This is a genomic window from Methanosarcina sp. 2.H.T.1A.6, from assembly GCF_000979455.1.
Lineage (GTDB): Archaea > Halobacteriota > Methanosarcinia > Methanosarcinales > Methanosarcinaceae > Methanosarcina.
The window spans coordinates 235,760-253,102 of sequence record NZ_JJOY01000005.1 but is presented as its reverse complement, the minus strand read 5'-3'; the positions used below and the strand labels follow the sequence as shown (position 1 = coordinate 253,102).

Below are 17,343 nucleotides of genomic sequence, written 5' to 3'. Positions count from 1 at the left end.
GCTGATAAAGTGGTCTGCTGGAATTACTGCGCCATCCTGGATCTCAAAGTCAATAGAAGGAGGAGGATTACGGCGAGAAGCTGATCCTGCATTTAGGGAGAACTTCCCTTGATTCCGTATCGATCAATTTCACATCCACATTATCTTCGTCTGGAACACTGCGACCCCATTCCTTACTTGTGTTGATTTCAATGACGTCTGCAAGTTCCCAGAAGCTTTTTCCACCCAGATTTTCGGAAATATTGGCTGAGGAATATACATGGGTTTCACCATCTATATTGACATTGATTTTCAGATCTTTTGTATAAATGGGCTCTCCTCCAACGTGACGCAGGTAAATGGTATTGGAAGGAGCGTCCACCCATTCCTCAACCGAGATGTGAGTAGAATCGGCAGGAGTGTCGATGGAATTCACAAATATGAATAGCGAACCTAGCGAAAGAACAAAAACCCCTGTGATAAGAATCTCACCCAGGACAGATGAAACTCCACTGGAGTTTCTTTTTAATTTTTCAAATACCAGAGTAAATACCCCCTAGACATACAACTCTCAGGCATTCTCGTCTCATACAAAAGAAAAAAGGGCGGGCTTTCGTCGCAGTGATTGCACGACATTAATTACCTGAAGCCCGATAATACCCCCACATCTCGAGCTCAAGGCTACCCCTTTTCCCCTTGCAAGCCTGAATGAATAATTAAATACTGTGATAGTCACTAATTATGTAAGAAGTTATATTTAAAACTAATTCAACTGGAAATGGATATAAATATTTAAAAAATAAATAAGAAATATTAAACCGCCTGTATGCTTGAAAAAACGTAAAAAATGTGATCATTGGATATTTTAGTTTATTTGTCTCGAAAACATCTGCAGAAGAAAGGGATATAAAAAACTGGCATCATCCGAGCATCCAAAATAATAAACCCTAATGAGTACTATTTGAGTCATATGTTAAAGTTAAATTGCTTGCTTGTGCTGAATTGAAAAACAAGTAACTTAGCTTCAAATAAATAAAATATCTCCACAAAATTCCTTCAGAAAAATAACAAAGAATAAAGCTATTATCAGGGGAGAAAACGGCTATTGGGCAGGAAGTATCTGAAGAATTACAGATATTTACAGATGTTGAGGTCATAGTATGTGAGTGGCACATTTAAAAAAAGTGACCAGATGTCATAAAGAAAAAGTTTGATTTTCAATCCAAAAAAACAGGGAGTTCTAGTTCGGATTTAGAGATTCTTTTTGTTTTTATAGGAGGATTGATGTAATGGACTCTATATTATGTTTATATAAATTGTGTCTCCGTTTTGTCCCTTTACTTATGGAGTAGATGTTTGTAAGGGGTTTTAGGGGAGTGTTTAGGGGTTTTTAGGGGTGTTTAAGGGGTTTTTAGGGGGGGGGGTTAAGGGAGTGTTTAGGGGTGTTTAAGGGATTGGAACACAAGTTATACTAGGTTCTTCCAGTATATAATATTTTTAACACATAATGATATTTTATCGGCATATAAAGTAGTACATCATTCTAATATTATATCATTTATCTAATGACATGGTATCACTATAATATTTTTTAAGATTTCAACGGATTTAGGGTTCGACAAAAACAAAAAATCACGACCAACGGACATATTTTAAACACCGGGAGAAATACAGAATTCCTTGAAAAACGATTGTAGGGATTGGTGTATCAGGTTTTCTATTTCTTCATCATCTCGACCTATATTACAGATCCTATTGCAGACCTCATTACAGCTCTATTAAAGATTTGTAACCCCTAAATTAAAAATCAGATTCTAAAGAAAGATTTTTCAATAAATTCTTGAAACAACAAAGCGAAGAAAAAAGCTGAGATAAAATCCTGATTTGAAAAAAAGAGAAAAAGCAGGCCAGAAGGCCTACTCTGTTTTAAAGTGTTTAATTTATTGAGTTTATTTTGCCGGGATGATGAGGGCTCTCTCACCAGCAGGCATGAACTCTCTGATGGCACCGCGGCCGAACTCTCTCCTGGGCTCTGCAAAGTTGAAGGGCATGAGATCGTCAGCGAAGCAGACCTTGATGAGTGGGTTGACGGTGAATGCGTCGCCGCGGCCTGCGTGGGCTGCCTGAGCGATACCTGCGTATCCACCCTGGTGACCTACGTTCATTGCATAGTTGGGGTAGTTTGGACCACGGAGTTCGTCTGGGAGACCTTCGTCGCCCTGGTAGGACAGAACGTTTGTGGCACCGCACTGGTCCTGCAGGTCGTATCCGAAGAAGCCGAGACGGCCCCATGCTTCCTTGTGCAGGTACATGGAGAGGTACCAGCCAGAGAGACCAGCGTTTGCGTTTGCGGTTGCAAGGGAAGTTGCAACACCAGCTGCAGCTGCGAGCACGGTTGCTCTCTGGGATCCACCGAAGTGGTCTTCAAGGGCAGTTGGGAACTTCTCGTAGGTCTCGATACCGTAGAGTGTGGACTCGGTTGCGATGTCCTTTACGACTTCGAGGGTGGCCTTTACCTTGTTGTCCTTGCCGAGGTTTGCAGCACCGTTGTACTTGTCGTTGATGTAGTCAACGTCGTAGTACACGTTGTTGTCGAGGATGTCATCGGTGTATGCAGCTGTTGCATACTGTGTGAACCCGACACCACCGGACATGTAGGACCCGAGCCAGATCTGGTCGTAGAGCATGCAGCCTGCACCGACGACTTCAAGGGCGACCTTTGCTGGGTCGTCAGTCACTGTGCGGCTTGTCTGGACGATGTCTGAGAGGTGACCGAAGGATAATCCACCGGGCTCGTTAGGACCACGTGCACGCCTTGCGGGGAGCATTTCACCCATAGAGACGAGAGCTGCGTGCTTTGCAGCGAAAGACAGGTCAGCTACTGCTGCTTCACCAGCGCACATGTTGTATGCGGAGATGAAGGACATACCGATCTGCATGGCTGCCCACCTGGAGGTCTGAGCACCGTCAGTTGTTCTGGAGACAATTGTTGGGATGTGGATTGCCTGCCAGGTTGTCTTGCCGATGGAGGCCTTAATCTGGGCTGCCTGTTCTTCATTGAACATCTTGTTGATGTTAATGACATACTGCTTGTCGACTTCATCTGCGAGTTCGTCGTCACCAGTAAAGATCTTGACGTAGCAGTCGTCAACAAGGGCAGGATGGGTTTCGACCATCATTTCCTGAACCACTGCTGCACCGGGCATGGCGTGGTTGAGGGTCTCAAGGTAGTGGTTGATGGTTTCAGGAGTAACTTCCTTACCAAGCCTCTTCTCGAGGGTCTCGTGAGCCATGTCAAGACCGACAATACAGGTTCTCCTGATGTCGTCCCACATCTGCTGCATTGCAGCGTTGTTCACGTAGTGCAGGTCGTCAGGTTCGGCAACGATGTCAGTACCGGAGATGACGTAAGGAGTGATTGCACGCTGACCGAGTGGTGCACCGGTGTGCATCATTGGGTTGTAGAATGCAAGGCCTCTCTTCTCTGCAAGTTCCTTTCCGGCCTTAATCATCTCGGCCTTTCTTGCGTCCTGTGCAGGTCCAAGTCTCAGGAACTTCTCGGTCTTGTCAGTGATGTCCGTGGTGGACTGCTGGTTTGAACCGTATTCCTGTGTGAACTTGACTTCCATTGACTTTTTGAATTTTGAGAAAATGTCTGCTGCCATTGTGGTCACCTCATTTCGGCTGGAATCCGTAGGTAGTTCTCTCATCGAATACTCTGTGTACCCATTCAACGACTTCTGCGTCGTCCCTGAAGGCTACATTGTCCACACGGTAGATGGTGGTTCTCTTTGCGGCTTCTTCTTCAGACATGGGCTTGCCAAGGTCTACTTTCCTGTCGAGTGGAATTGCAACCTGGTCCTTGTCCATGATGATGGTGCCGTTTTCGAATCTCCTTCTGTCAAGCATGTCGAACATTACACCGTCTTCCTGAAGACGGACAGAGTGTCCGTGCACAGTTGCACCGCGCATACCGGAAAGTGCAGGGCAGCTCATTTCGGTTTCCATCTGAACCTTTGCGCACTGTTCCATGTCTCTTTCACGGGCTTCAACGATCTGACGACCGGAAAGGGTACCTGGATCTACACCTCTGAAGTTAATTGCTGCGAAGTATGATCTGAAGTAAGGGGTAGCTGGAGCGTTGTACATTGAGTCAGCGAACTGAACGTACCTGACCCTGTCTCCTGCTGCTGCACCGGGTGTTGCTGCTACAGCCTCGCGGACCGAGCATGCGGGCTCTCCCATCTCTGCAAGTGGTGGGTGGGTGCTTGGGTAGTCGCTCCCTGGTGCACGGTGTCCAAGGACTGCAGTTAAGTCTTCGTCTGAAATCTCCCTGAGTTTCTCAAGGTTCCCAGACATGTGCTTTCTGCGGTTAGCGCCAACTGATGTCGCGCCTGGATAAAACTGTGGTTTGTATGCCATCTCATGCAACTCCTTTGTGATTTTCTAACTGGTCTAATGTCGTCTTGACGTATTTTACGATTAGATTTAGTTTATCCCTGGGACAGAAGTCACCACGTGTAACTCCACTTACCATATCCATTACAATTCCCTTGGTACGAATATTTTCATCCCTTGGCATCACTAATCTCGTCTTTATCCCTGCTTCTGCAAAATCCTCAAAATCCACCGGGATCTGGCTGACTACAATTGCCGGAATATCAGCCTGGCTCAGTATCTCCCTTGTTTTTCTAATTACATGGTCCTTAATATTTCCGAGGTGAATAACAGCCAGTTTGTGCATTTCAATCTGTGCGACTTCTACCGGACTCAGTACAAATGATCCTGTCCTCATGCCTGATTCGGGAATCCCTGAACCTGAATAAAGTACGAGCACACTCACCTGAATGTTTTCTTTCCTCATTCCGTATGTAATCTCACATACCGGTTTTGTGATATGCCTCTGGCCGGGACTCATAGCAATAGCTACCACATCGGCACGACCAGCTTCCGAAAGAGTGCCTCTTTGAGCAAGCCCTCCTCCTTTGCCTAGTCCTCCGCCGCATCGGCAGTCCACTACCTGTGTTTCCCGATCGATCATCATACCTTTTCACTCATCTGTATCATTGAAATCTTCTGTATCTTGTTTCTCGATGAAGATAAGCTGGTTTCCCTTGGATTTGGGATCTACCATACCAAGCATGAGAGGATCAGTATCAGGACCAAATTTTGCATAGTCAGTCACGGTAGGCTGTTTCCTGAAGAAATATCCTTCCCTGAATTCAAAAGAGAACGGGAGCACTTTTTCGCATACTGACCTGACCTTTTCTTTAGTTTCGGCATTCGAGATTTCAAGCCTGATCCTACCTACACTGATCTTAAGTTCAATAACCTGATCTCCGATCTGAATAGGCTTCCTTAAGGGGTGTTCCACCTTTTCTCCAGTACCGGGGCCTGAAGACACCTTTTCGGGGAGTCTCGAGCCCTGGACCATAACGCGGATTATCCCGTCAATCCTATAGAGCTCAGTAATAAGCTTCTGAGCGGTTTCGGGGGACAGGATTCTACTGGGAAAGATTTCGATTTGGATAGAATCTTCCGTGTTTGAAGCAGAGTCTGACATCGTTAGACCTTTCGAGTTATATGTTTAGAGCACTCCTGCAACTGCCTTAATCGGCTCGCGGAATTCCTTTATTCCACCAAACACGTCACCAATGAGGCCGGATGTTGATTCGATTGTGAACATCTGAGTACCTGCATCAAGGGCTACTGCTGCGCATACGCAGGGGATTGCGAAGCCTCTTGAGTGCCTGGTAACGACGTGGTTACCGTTGAAGACACCGGGTCCACCGCCACCATAGATTGAGTGGCTGAAGAATGAGAATCCTACTGCGACACCCTGTACTTTACCATAGTCGCATCCTGGGAGACCGGTTTCTTTCTCAAGCATGTCGTTGAAGTACAGAAGTGTTGAGGATACGTTCTGGGCTGCACGGCCTGCACCACAGTTCACGAGAGTGGCTGCAAGGGTACCTGCTGCTGCATAGGCGTTCCACATTGGGACGTCGTTTGCCTTGTAGAAATTGTATCCGGATGGTGCGGTCTTGTCAACGGAGATTACACCGTCTTCAATTGCCCTGCCGACAACAGACTCGATAACGGTTCCGACGGTACCATCCTTGCCGTTTTCCTTTACAATATCGTATACGCCATTGTTGGCGTTAAGGCCCTGGTAAGCCAGACCGAGGAGCTGATGCCTCTCGAACATACCAACTGCGCCGCCCATCTCAAAGATACCGGACTGTTCATAGATTGAGGAGAGAGCTGCTGCGTTCATTGCACCACGGTTGGTGATTGCTGCAACGTGGTTGGCCATGATGTTCCTGAGGGAGAAGCCAAGACCTTCGTTGTTCTGGGGGATGTTCAGAATACCTGCAACGTTTCCGCCCATGAGGTCCATTGTCTGTGGGTAGCTTCCCCAGACAGCGCCCTTCACTATGGGTGCATCGTACATGTCGGTTTTGAACATATCAAGAACAGTCTGGGTGACTGCTGCTGCACTTACTGTGGTTGCGGACATGTAGTCAGCACCAGCGACTATCCTGGACTCTGGGACCTGAACGAGCAAGCTCTTTCCGCCCTTGAGGACCTTTACATCTGCATTGTCGCCTTCATCGACCTGGATAAGACTCTTAACGCTTGCTGCAATAGCATCAACATTGCCTACGAGATCGTAGTTGAGTCCACGGCCTAAGATCTGACGGCCTTTGCCACCCATCTTGCCGCTTGCAAGTGCGCCCTGAATACCTGCGAGGTTGACTGCAACGGACCTCTTGGTGTCCAATATGATTTTTTTAATTGCTGCGTTTCTTGTTGGAGCAAGGTTCATGATATCGACATTGCTCTCGAGCAGTTTTCCTCTGTCGTCGTAGATGTCTACTGTGTCAGACACTTTAATTTCCTCCTTAATTTATTAAAATCATTTTGGGACTGGTCACCTACTCGAGTGCAAAAGCACTCACAAATCAAGTACCGCTTCGTTTTTAAGTGTCCACTTTCCCAATGAAATCTCATTCGTTTAGAAGGTACTTAAATCTTTTGTGTTCTCCGCTAGATGAATTAGTGTATTTTTTTAAAATTAATTTTATTAAGAAGACATATATTATTTTAGGAGTATATAAAAAAACGATAGCAATGGAAAAAAGGAATTTCGAGATTACTTAAAACTACCGACAATAGCCGTAAGCACTTATTTAATAATTTCCCCGAGTAACGACTAATATAACTTAATTTTTATTAAAAGGTTCATATCCAATCAAAAGAATCATACCAAAAAGATTTAGTAATATCCTCGTAATACGAAAGTTTAATATGGAAGTAGTTGTCGACGTAGGCGGAAATCCCGGGGTAGACTGCAAAGGCTTTTGCAAATATTGTTATTTTAAGAAGGTAAAAGATGTTCAGCCCCTGGGCTGCAAGTATTGTCTCCCTTTTAAAAAAGGGTGTGATTACTGTACTCGCAGTGTAAAAGAATCGTACTCAGGCTTCAAGTCTCTCCAGATGGTACTCGAAGAGACTTCAAGAAAACTTTGCTTCACAAGCGGAGAGGTAAAAAAATTCACTGTTAGTGGAGGAGGGGACTTAAGCTGTTACCCCGAACTGAAGAATCTTGTTACTTTTCTATCTCAGTTCAACACCCCAATACATCTGGGATATACCAGCGGAAAAGGCTTCAATAAGCCTGATGACGCTCTATTCTACATCGATAATGGAGTTACGGAAGTTAGTTTCACAGTCTTTGCAACAGACCCGGCTTTGAGAGCCGAATATATGAAAGATCCTGAGCCTGAAGCTTCAATTCAGGTTCTTCGGGACTTCTGTGCCCACTGTGAAGTCTACGGAGCAATAGTTCTCCTTCCGGGAATAAATGATGGAGAGGTTCTTGAAAAGACCCTTAGTGACCTGGAAACAATGGGTGCAAAGGGAGCTATTCTTATGAGATTTGCAAACTTTCAGGAAAACGGTTTGATTCTCAATAATTCTCCTATCATTCCCGGAATAACTCCACATACGGTTTCTGAATTTACTGAAATTGTGCGCAGTTCCGCAGAAAAGCATCCTTCAATCAGGATCACAGGAACGCCACTGGAAGACCCATTAATTGGCTCACCTTTTGCAATCCGCAACGTTCCTGAAGCCCTTTCAAAACTTCCCAGGGTGACCAAAAAAGCAACTATCATCACAGGTCAGGTCGCAGCCTCCAGGCTTACGGAAATATTTGAAGCCCTTGGGGGAACTGTAAACGTAGTTCCACTTAAAAAGGACATTGGCTGCCTAATTACGATTGACGATTTCAAAACCCTGGACCTCTCTGAGGTGACTGAAACGGTCTTTATTCCGGGAAGAGCTTTTGCCCATGATCCGGAAATAAAAGAAGCTCTCAAAAGAGACGGGGTAGACAGACTTGTACGCAGAGGACCTGAGCATCTTTCCGTGGACGGGGAAATGTCCATAGGCATGACCAGGGAAGAGGTTCTGGAACTGGAAATAGAGAACTTCACGGAGCTTATTAGCCAGATTAACTCCCTGGGGCTGCCTGTAAAGTAAAGCCTCACCCGGCCCGAGAGGTGTTAAAGTCAAACTCTGGAGAAAGCCAAACATTAATAAAAAAAGAACCAGAAAATGAAAAAACCCTTTTCCAGAAGAAAAAATTCTGCAGGAAAGCTTGGAGATATTATGGACAAACATCCCGAGTTCTTCAGGCTTTTAGACTGCCCTATCTCCTCCCTACTGGTCATAAGAAAGTCTTTTCATACCCTTAACGCTCTTAAAGCTCTCTGCTCTTGCCTCAGCGCGCAGACCCTGACATAAAATCTGAAAGTCCCAGCTGTTTAACCCTGTGGTTTTCAAACAGAGAGCTGATATCATAATCCAGAAGCTCTATCCTCTGTCTGGTATAGCTGGAGACCCCGTACCTTTCTCCGATCTCTTTTGAAATTTCAAGATATTTGCGGACAGATCCCTCATGCACGGTAAGTATCACATTGCCTCCGCATTTCGGACAGGCACCGGTAAGGGGTGGGCGCCTGAATTTCTCTGCACATTTGATACAGCGCATCCGTTGTCTGGAAAAAGAACGGAGGTTTCCGATAAGATCCGGAAGGAAATGGGACTTGAGCACCCTTTCAGCTACATCCGGTGCATCTACTGCCCTTATCCTGTTGGCCAGGGTGAGCTGAGCCTCCATCTTTTCAATCATACTTCCAAGGGTCTTATATGAAGAATTAAGAGGGCCGGCAGCAATGTCCGATGTATCATGTGTAAACATGAAATGTTCGTACTGCTCAGGTTTCCCAAGCCGGCTGCTAACCAGGTCCATAATACGTTCAAGTTCAGTGGGGCTTTTGATCTCCTGCGTAGCCCTGTAAAACTCGAGCGGATAGCGCGCAGAAACATCGATATTATGGGCTTCCTTATCCACTTCCTTGGGATCGATCCTGGTAGTTAGCACCAGAGGAGCATCCATCTTCCCTCCCCTTTTGTCGGGCAGATATGACCTTGAAAAATTGAGAATTCCGTCCATAAGAAGCATTATGCAATCTTCATCCCCATCGCAATTCCTGCGTTTTGAAGCATGGAAAAAAGGATGAGCATAGCCTACGGAAGCTTTCGTAAACCCTATGAGACGCCCAAGCACTCCTGCGGAAGTATGAGGAGCAAGCCCGATGAGCAATACCCCCACAAGGTCCTGAATAGTTTCGGCATTGTAATAGGGCTCAATCTTGTAATACTTCACAAGAAGGTCATCCACGTATTTTGCAGTACGCAGCATATACTCAGCCCCGTCATAAGATATCACAAGATCCTGAACCTTCAGGCAAACAACCTGGTCGTCCCTCTCAAGGGGTTTTCCACAAATATCCTCCCGGTAACCGAGTTCAAGGAGTTTGGCTGCCGTAATTCCCAGTTCATCAGCCCGAATATGAGTAAGGGGAATATCTGACATGTCGTAGCGTATAGTCCCATCCTTAAAAACGTAGACATCATGTTTTGCGCGCAGGATTCCTTTTTCCAGAGGCTCGGGGGTCATCTGCCCGTTCATGAGCCGCTTTACTCCCTTGATCAGACCCATTTTTTCCCTTTCCCCTAAGTTCTCAAAAGCCTGCTTGTAAATGGAACGGAAATCCAGTTTTACGTTTGCAACGGAAGTCGGCTTTCTCCCACACTTAGGGCAGACCTCAGCACCCCTTACATCGATCTTGCAGCGAGAACAGGAAAGTTTGGAATTCGTGAATTCTCCGCATTCACAGCGCCAGAAATAAGTCTCTTTCCTGCAGGCAGGGCATTCTCTCAGCCCTAATTCCACTTCAATTTCCCCTATCTTCCCATTCATACAGGATGTGTAGTCGGAGGCAGAGACAAGATTTCGCGTGATTCCTCCTGAATTGTTTATCGGGAAGAGAACCTGGGCTGCAGGAGACATCTTGCGCAGGTTAGATTTTTCCGGCCTTCCCATCCGTGCCCCTATCCTTGAAGGAGCTCTCGGGTAAACCTTAAACCCGCTCAAAACACCCACCGCTTCCACCATATCATCTATATCTGGCATACTGGCTTTTTCTTTGAGGGAATGGTCAAACCCGAGGCATAAAATAAACGGAAGAGCCTCTTCGATAAGGATTTCATCATCTTTTACCCTGTGCAGTACAAGGAGCTTTTCAAGCACCGGCTTTATTCTCTCTTCAAGAGAAGCTTCAAGGGGCAGTTTAAGAACTCCTGCCCCAGCCACCTCACCTGCCAGAAAGCTCCCTTTTTCAGCCACAAATTTTCTGAGAGCTTCAAACTCTTTCCGGTTTATGTCATGCCAGAGATAGGTGAACTTCGGATGCAATGGCACATTAAACTCCTCTGCAAGCCTGAGAGCAAGGGCAGCAGATGGATTTTTCAGCTCTTCTTCGGGAATTTTTTCAGGGCAAGCTGCCTGGTAATCATACTGCCACCATTCGAAAACATAAGGTGAAGGCATGAGAGGGTGGTTATTTTCCAGGAAGTCCCCGTAATTGATCAGAATTTCCCCGATATCGACAATAACCTCAACCTGTGGGCGGAGTTCATATGCCTCCTTTATATCGTCTATACGGATAAGGTCTCCAGAAAAAAGTCTTACCGTAGGTCCCTCTATGGAGTCCACGGCAGACATGGCTGCAGCTTTTCCGGGCCTTTCAACCTTGAGCTGAGTCCCGTTAGCTATAAAATCGTCAAGCAAGACCATGCTTGCAGGACTGATCCCTGCCGAAGCAAACGAAGTATTTCTTGACCGCCCGTACCGCAGCCTGAAACCTCCTGGCCTTGAAGGGTGGGAGAAAACAGGCCTTCCGGCGATCAGGTCACGGATATATTTATCCTTTGGCTTGATCTTGTTTTTGTGCTCATCTTCAGCACTCTCCCCGCTTTTAGCACCCCCGATAAGTATCTCCAGCCAGTCCCATCCATCCATCTTCAACTTGTTGACGTGCTTTTTGACCTTGGGGGCCTTTAAGGCGAGACCTTCGGCAAGCACAAGGCACATTCCTCCCCGGACACGGTTTGTCCCTATCCTCTCAAGATTCCTGTGTCCTTCGACCTCGGCTTCTTCAGTCGGGTCCCCGTCAATGCAAACGGGACAGTTCCGGACAATCAGGCGGATTTCATCTTCTGAAGGCATGTACTGCAGGCTTGCAACCCTCTTGTAAAGCAGGATTTCTTCTACATAGCGTTCTACTTCCTCATCTCTTGGTTTGTAGCGGTCAATCCCTATCCCGCGCCTCACATAGTCGCCGACCAGCACAGAAAGAGCCTGCGCAGTCCCTCCTGCACTTCGGATGGGCCCGGAATAAAATATTCGGATATACTGAGAGCCGTCGTCATTTTTCCCGAGATCTACCTTATCGATTCCTTCGATGGGAGCTGCAACTACCCCTTCGGTCAGGACTGCCATGGAAACACGAATAGCGGCTTCCACGGCATCTTTCTTTGTTGGAAAGCTTCCTACTATCCCTTCAGCAACCTGACGCCCGATTTCAAGGGCAGCTTCTTCCCTGGACATCCTGACCTCAAGTTCCCGGATCTTTGCAGCAACTCCCTGGACTCCGATAAGGTTTTCGACCCTATCTGCAAGGTCTTTGGCAAGTGGAATTTCTACAGTGGGCTTCGGATCTCCTCCCCGGGCCCGAGCCCTATTTGCAACCTCAATTGCCTCTTTTAGCCTTGCCTCAAGCCCGTTGAAGTATTCATGCATTTCCTCACTTGCGATTGTTTCACCCATATTGAAAAGTCCCTTTTTGGAAAAGAATGAAAAAAGATTATCTCTGCTTACGCAGGGATCCCGCAGCGAAGAGGCCTGACATCGAAGTCACAAAGAAGACAAAAACCCCTGCCCAGAGAAGATAGTACCCGATATCAATACCAAGAATAGTTATATTAAGAGTCTTCAAAAGCAGGCCTGCTGCCAGGATCGCAAGGCTTACTCCTGTTGTTTTATTGTTCTGCGCCCGGACTTTTTTATAAGCCCGCATTTTTTCCATCCTTTCTCTTTTTTCTGCTTTCAAGAAGATCTCTCCAGGTACCTGAACAACCAATAACTATCAAATCTGACTGTCAAACTCTCACTCTATACTATTGCAATTTAACCGGTACAACCAATTTAAACAGCATGTCTTACGGAGGCGGCTTCTCTTAACCGGTTAAGGAGTGCAGCTCCAAGTCCTGAAGGGTTAAAGGAGCCATCAGCCAGAATCACATCCAGACCCTTCGCGTCCAGAACCCTGAGCCCTTCAAAAAGTCTTCTGGCAGCTTCTTCCGGCCCTTCGCGAGACCCAAGTAAAAAGCATTCATGTGCACTCAATCTTTCAGAAGCAAAAAAGCCTGCGGTCTCATCGCTGAGCAGAAGTCCGACTTTCTTACCTTCACGCCGATAATTTTCGAGCAGGGTGTCAATCTTTTCGGAAACCTTTTTTATTCCCCCTTCCACAAGCACGACCTGCGCATCCGGGGCATAATGACTGTATTTCTGGCCTGCCTTCTTTTCAGGCATAGCCTCTCCAGCCCCGGCTTCAGACTCCCCATACGCGGGCCTGACTTTACCTATAACTCTTTCAAGCTCGCCAATTCCCACGGCTCCGGGCCGCAGCACTACAGGAGGTTCTACCGTCATATCGACAACAGTTGACTCAAGCCCTATGGCTGCTCCCCCTCCGTCAATGACCGCATCAATCCTGCCTGTAAGGTCAGCCAGGACATGAGATGCCAGACTGGGGCTGGGCTTTCCCGAAAGGTTCGCACTCGGAGCCGCCAGAGGAGTGCCTGCCCTCTTTATAAGCTCCAGAGGAATCATGTGATCAGGCATGCGGAGCCCTATTGACGGCAGGTTTCCCGAGGTAATTTCCGGGACAATATCGTTTTTCTCAAGAACAATCGTAAGGGGCCCGGGCCAGAAAGCGTCCATAAGCCTGAAAGCTTTTTCAGGGATGTTTTTTGCGATCTTTCCGAGGTCTTCCCTGGAATGGACGAGCAGACTAAGAGGATTGCCAGGCGGGCGTTCCTTTGCTTCAAAGATTTTCCGGACGGCATCAGGGTTCAACCCATCAGCTCCAAGCCCGTAAACGGTTTCCGTGGGGAAGGCGACTGTCCCGCCCCTTCTGATAATCGCTGCAGCCTCGTCAAGAACGGCGTCAAAGTTCTCTTCGGAGACCCGGAAAAGTCGGGTCTTTGTTTTATTTCCGTTTTCTGTCTGCACCGAAGGTAAACTCCTTACTGATTATTATCATGCTATTGTTTCTGTGTTTTACAGATTGTAACTTGTTCTCATTATGCAACTTATTTCTTAAGCCACTTTTTGAGAGCAACTTCAAGTTCTTTGTGGTCCTTTGCATAGTCCTGCATGCTGACTCCTTCAAGGCTTGCATCAAGTGCCTGCCTGCAGGCAGTAGCTCCGGCTGCCGTGCCCATTGGGTGAGCATGGATTCCACCGCCAAACTGCATAATAACATCTTTTCCGAAGATAGAGTAAAGGTCAGGAATCATTGTAGGAGCAAGCCCTCCGGAAGCTACCGGGAACATTGGCTTTAATTCCCCCCAGTCCTGGGAAAGGACATGCTGGCTCTCATCCGCAGGCACTTTATTGAGCACACACTCGTCTCTCAGAGTCAGTACCTCATGTTTTTCCCCGTGCATTTTCCCGACAACCGTGCCTATGTGGAGCTGGTCAAGCCCTATCAACCTGCAGAGCTTGGCAACGAGAACCATGCTTATCCCATGGTGGGGGTTCCGGGTATAGGCCGAGTGCATGCAGCGGTGGGCATGAAGGGCAAGGCCCGCGTCTTCAGCCTCTTCCCGCAGGGTCTGAAGGGCAGTCCAGCCCACAGGCACGATATCGATCATTGCATAGCTGGCACCCAGGTCTTTGAGGACATTTAAGCGCCGGGACATTTCCTTACATGTCGGGGCTGTGATGTTGCAGAGGTACATCTTCTTCTCCCCGGTCTCGACTTCGGCTTTTTCTGCGATTTTCAGGGTAAGTTCAGCCCTTCTGTCAAAGCCATTGAACTTCTGGTCGGTAAGGTTCTCATCATCTTTAACGAGGTCGCAGCCTCCGGCAAAAGAATTGTACGCAACCTCTGCATGTTTCTCAGAGGTTAAGCCAACCTTCGGCTTAACGATAGTCCCAATAAGAGGCCGGTCATGCACATCTACAAGTTTCCTGATCCCCTGCAGCCCGAAGTTCGGACCTTTGAACTCGCGAAGCATTGACTCTGGGAAGGCTATGTCCTGCAACCTGAGGTTGTCAACGATTTTCATACTGAAGATGTTTCCTGCAACAGCACTCAGCACCTGGGGAACCGAACCCAGTTCAAAAAGATCTTCCGAGTAAGCCACCCTTACGGTCTGTGATTCTTCGTCCAGGTAAAAAACGTGAGGTTTTAATTTCGCTGCAAGTTCGGGACTCAATGTGGAAATCTCAGTCCAGGAGTCTATAGAGCTTTCCCCTGCCATGTGGGTGGCAGTTTCCTCAAAATTTACTCCTGCTGACGGTTCAATGTGGAATTCACAGACCATATCTGTGTCTTTTGGGCTGTAGCCCATGTCGATGTAGTCCCTGCGCATTTTCGTCACTCCTTTGGAATAAGCAATTTTGCAGAATAAAATCCAGTTATATAGAATAATAGTTCTGATTGAAGGAGGTAACTGAACATAAATAAAAATATGTTTATCAGAACCGAAAAACCTGACTGGACCAGAAAAAGGGACTGGAAGAGAAGGAAAAAAGAGGGACCTCCTGTAATCTCCAAAAGAAGGGGAGGGAAACAAAAAGAATATTATGAGAACTGAGGTTCTATTCGGAAGTCTTTTACAGCCCCCTAATAAGATCAGTTCTCTAATTGGAAAATAATTTTAAGGTTCTTTACTGCTCCAGCTTCAAAGGGTTTCCGATACCAAGGCCCATCAGGCGGGTCTCTTTCTGGGCTCCGAAACCTGGATTGAGATCCTTTCTTTCAAGGTCAAACCGGATCTGCTCTTTCTGAAGCCCGTACCCGTCCATATGGTCGAAAATCAGTTTTTCCATAAGCTCCAGCCCATAGTCCACAGCCTCGAGATAATTATCTGCAACCTTCCTTTCGACTTCAGAGAACACATGATACTGCTCGGTTCCGGAACCTGCCGGGCGGATTAGAATTTCACTTCTCTTGACGATGTTGCCAGCCAGGGCTCCTGCGGCATTGCCTACCTCATGGAATTCCGGAATACGGATATCTGCATCGATAAATTCTCTGAGTTCGGGCACATAGGCTTTGACAGGCGCCCCGATCATTATGACCGGAATATTGATCTTGAACTTTGTGAAACGTGAGCTTGCCAGCAGTTTTTCAAGGTCTTCCCGCTTGAAGTCTTTTGCAAAGAATGCCAGCAGGTCAAGAGCAATATTTTTTGCAAAACTTCTTTTTATTTCCCTGGAAAAACTTTCCGGATCCAGCCCGATGTAGCTGCCAAGAAGTTTTGCTCCCAGCCAGGAGGCGGTACTGTTCCACATTTCATACTCTCCAAGCACATGGAGGGCATCCGTAGGTGTGAAACCTATATGGCAGATACAGCGTTTCTGGACCAGGGAACGCAGAACCTTTACAAACTGCAGGGGATGTTTTCCAATTGATTCTGCAATATCGGATATTGAAACCGGCTCATATCCTATAGCGTCAAAGATCTGACGTTCATGGTTTTCCAGTTCAAATTCGATAGAGTAATTAAGGGCCTGTATGTCATCATCAGACCTCGGGTTTCCACTCCTGACAAAGAAGCTTGCTGGCTGGAAGATATCATCCATTATCCTATCAGAAATTTTTTCAGCATTCCTCAACTTGTCTTCAAGGAGAGGATAATCTGAAGCCGCAAGGCAGATAGGAATAACCCGGTTAGGGCCAATATAGAGTTTTCTCTGTACCCAGACGTGGCTGTCTCCTCCCATAGCTGAGGTTCTTATCCTGACCGCCTTGACCATAGTTTTCCAGTCTCCCACTACAGCCCCGTTTTCACTGATCTCGGGAACTCCGTCCTCTATCAGAGCAATATCGGTGCTCGTACCTCCTACATCCACAGCCACGCAGGTTTTCAAGCCACTTATATGGGCAGCCCCTACAAGGCTTGCGGCAGGGCCTGAAAAAATAGACTCCACAGGCTTTTCAAGAGCCTCTTCTATGCGTGCAAGGGAGCCGTCACATTTCATTACCATCATGGGAGCTTTGATATTTCTTGCTTCCATTACCGATAGAACGGCCCGGATGAACTGGGAAGTTATCGGGATCAAGCGAGCATTCAGAACTGCCGTTACTGCCCTTTCGTAAGCTCCCAGGCTCAGGGAAAGTTCGTGCCCGCAGACCACGGGTTTATCGGTCAGCTGTTCTATTATTTTTTTTACTGAAAGTTCGTGTTCCGGGTTCCGTACGGAAAAGTAAGAAGATACGGCATATGAAAAGAGCCTGCCTCTGGTGTCGTTAACGAATTGCTCCACAGATTTAAGGTCAAGGCAGCTAACTTCATTTCCTTTTGAATCGTGGCCGCCATCTATGGAAATAGTCTCACGCGCCGGGATAGTTCCATTGACCGTATACCCTGCCAGGATCAGGCCTGCTGGATGACCTTTGCCTTCCAGTGTGGAGTTTGTAGAAAGAGTTGTGGATACTGAGACCAGTCTGATATCCTTCAGATACTCTTGTTTTAAGCCTGCAACTACTTTTTCGATCCCTTCGACCAGATTAGAATGCGTCGTTAGGGCTTTATTAGAATCAAGAATCCTGCCTTCTGAAAGATCCATTAAAACAGCGTCAGTGTATGTTCCACCAGTATCGATTCCTAAACCTAGTTTCATAGTTATAATTCATTTCCAAAAAAATATAA

General features: G+C 46.9%; 13 protein-coding genes. 2 read left to right on the top strand and 11 right to left on the bottom strand.

Annotation, left to right across the window (positions count from 1 at the left end; all coding sequences use genetic code 11):
- Positions 1–67: 67 nt before the first annotated feature.
- From EO98_RS01840 to mcrB, 6 genes are all read right to left on the bottom strand, one after another.
- Complete coding sequence (locus tag EO98_RS01840) at positions 68–523, bottom strand: type IV pilin N-terminal domain-containing protein (protein ID WP_048141829.1); 456 nt, start codon at positions 521–523, stop codon at positions 68–70.
- Positions 524–1,928: 1,405 nt separating this feature from the next.
- The gene (gene mcrA / locus EO98_RS01835; RefSeq protein WP_048141827.1) at positions 1,929–3,644 is read right to left on the bottom strand and encodes a coenzyme-B sulfoethylthiotransferase subunit alpha; all 1,716 of its coding nucleotides are present in this window, start codon (positions 3,642–3,644) and stop codon (positions 1,929–1,931) included.
- Positions 3,645–3,654: 10 nt separating this feature from the next.
- On the bottom strand, positions 3,655–4,401 hold the full coding sequence (gene mcrG, locus EO98_RS01830; RefSeq protein ID WP_048141825.1) for a coenzyme-B sulfoethylthiotransferase subunit gamma: 747 nt from the start codon (positions 4,399–4,401) through the stop codon (positions 3,655–3,657).
- A gap of 1 nt (position 4,402) precedes the next feature.
- Positions 4,403–5,023: a methyl-coenzyme M reductase I operon protein C gene (mcrC, locus tag EO98_RS01825; protein ID WP_048131298.1), complete on the bottom strand. Its 621-nt coding sequence runs from the start codon at positions 5,021–5,023 to the stop codon at positions 4,403–4,405.
- Positions 5,024–5,029: 6 nt separating this feature from the next.
- Positions 5,030–5,542 carry a methyl-coenzyme M reductase operon protein D gene (gene mcrD / locus EO98_RS01820; RefSeq protein ID WP_048141823.1) on the bottom strand — a complete coding sequence of 171 codons (513 nt, stop codon included), beginning with the start codon at positions 5,540–5,542 and terminating at the stop codon, positions 5,030–5,032.
- Between the two features lie 24 nt (positions 5,543–5,566).
- Positions 5,567–6,871 carry a coenzyme-B sulfoethylthiotransferase subunit beta gene (gene mcrB, locus EO98_RS01815; RefSeq protein ID WP_048141820.1) on the bottom strand — a complete coding sequence of 435 codons (1,305 nt, stop codon included), beginning with the start codon at positions 6,869–6,871 and terminating at the stop codon, positions 5,567–5,569.
- Between the two features lie 419 nt (positions 6,872–7,290).
- Here mcrB and mmp10 point away from each other — a divergent pair, with 419 nt between their 5' ends.
- On the top strand, positions 7,291–8,526 hold the full coding sequence (gene mmp10, locus EO98_RS01810; RefSeq protein ID WP_048141818.1) for a methyl coenzyme M reductase-arginine methyltransferase Mmp10: 1,236 nt from the start codon (positions 7,291–7,293) through the stop codon (positions 8,524–8,526).
- Between the two features lie 75 nt (positions 8,527–8,601).
- The gene (locus EO98_RS01805) at positions 8,602–8,790 is read left to right on the top strand and encodes a hypothetical protein (RefSeq protein WP_048141816.1); all 189 of its coding nucleotides are present in this window, start codon (positions 8,602–8,604) and stop codon (positions 8,788–8,790) included.
- Here EO98_RS01805 and EO98_RS01800 read toward each other — a convergent pair.
- The 5 genes from EO98_RS01800 to EO98_RS01780 all read right to left on the bottom strand — a co-directional run bounded on the left by EO98_RS01800 (position 8,768) and on the right by EO98_RS01780 (position 17,314).
- A complete protein-coding gene (locus EO98_RS01800; protein WP_048141814.1) occupies positions 8,768–12,220 on the bottom strand; it encodes a DNA polymerase II large subunit in 3,453 nt (1,150 codons plus the stop codon). The genes EO98_RS01805 and EO98_RS01800 overlap by 23 nt on opposite strands.
- A 37-nt stretch (positions 12,221–12,257) precedes the next feature.
- The gene (locus EO98_RS01795; RefSeq protein WP_048132142.1) at positions 12,258–12,503 is read right to left on the bottom strand and encodes a hypothetical protein; all 246 of its coding nucleotides are present in this window, start codon (positions 12,501–12,503) and stop codon (positions 12,258–12,260) included.
- 95 nt (positions 12,504–12,598) lie between these two features.
- The gene (locus tag EO98_RS01790) at positions 12,599–13,690 is read right to left on the bottom strand and encodes an L-threonylcarbamoyladenylate synthase (RefSeq protein WP_048141808.1); all 1,092 of its coding nucleotides are present in this window, start codon (positions 13,688–13,690) and stop codon (positions 12,599–12,601) included.
- Positions 13,691–13,770: 80 nt separating this feature from the next.
- Complete coding sequence (gene rbcL, locus EO98_RS01785; protein WP_255350251.1) at positions 13,771–15,084, bottom strand: type III ribulose-bisphosphate carboxylase; 1,314 nt, start codon at positions 15,082–15,084, stop codon at positions 13,771–13,773.
- Positions 15,085–15,355: 271 nt separating this feature from the next.
- Positions 15,356–17,314: a hydantoinase/oxoprolinase family protein gene (locus tag EO98_RS01780; protein ID WP_048141803.1), complete on the bottom strand. Its 1,959-nt coding sequence runs from the start codon at positions 17,312–17,314 to the stop codon at positions 15,356–15,358.
- Positions 17,315–17,343: the final 29 nt, after the last annotated feature.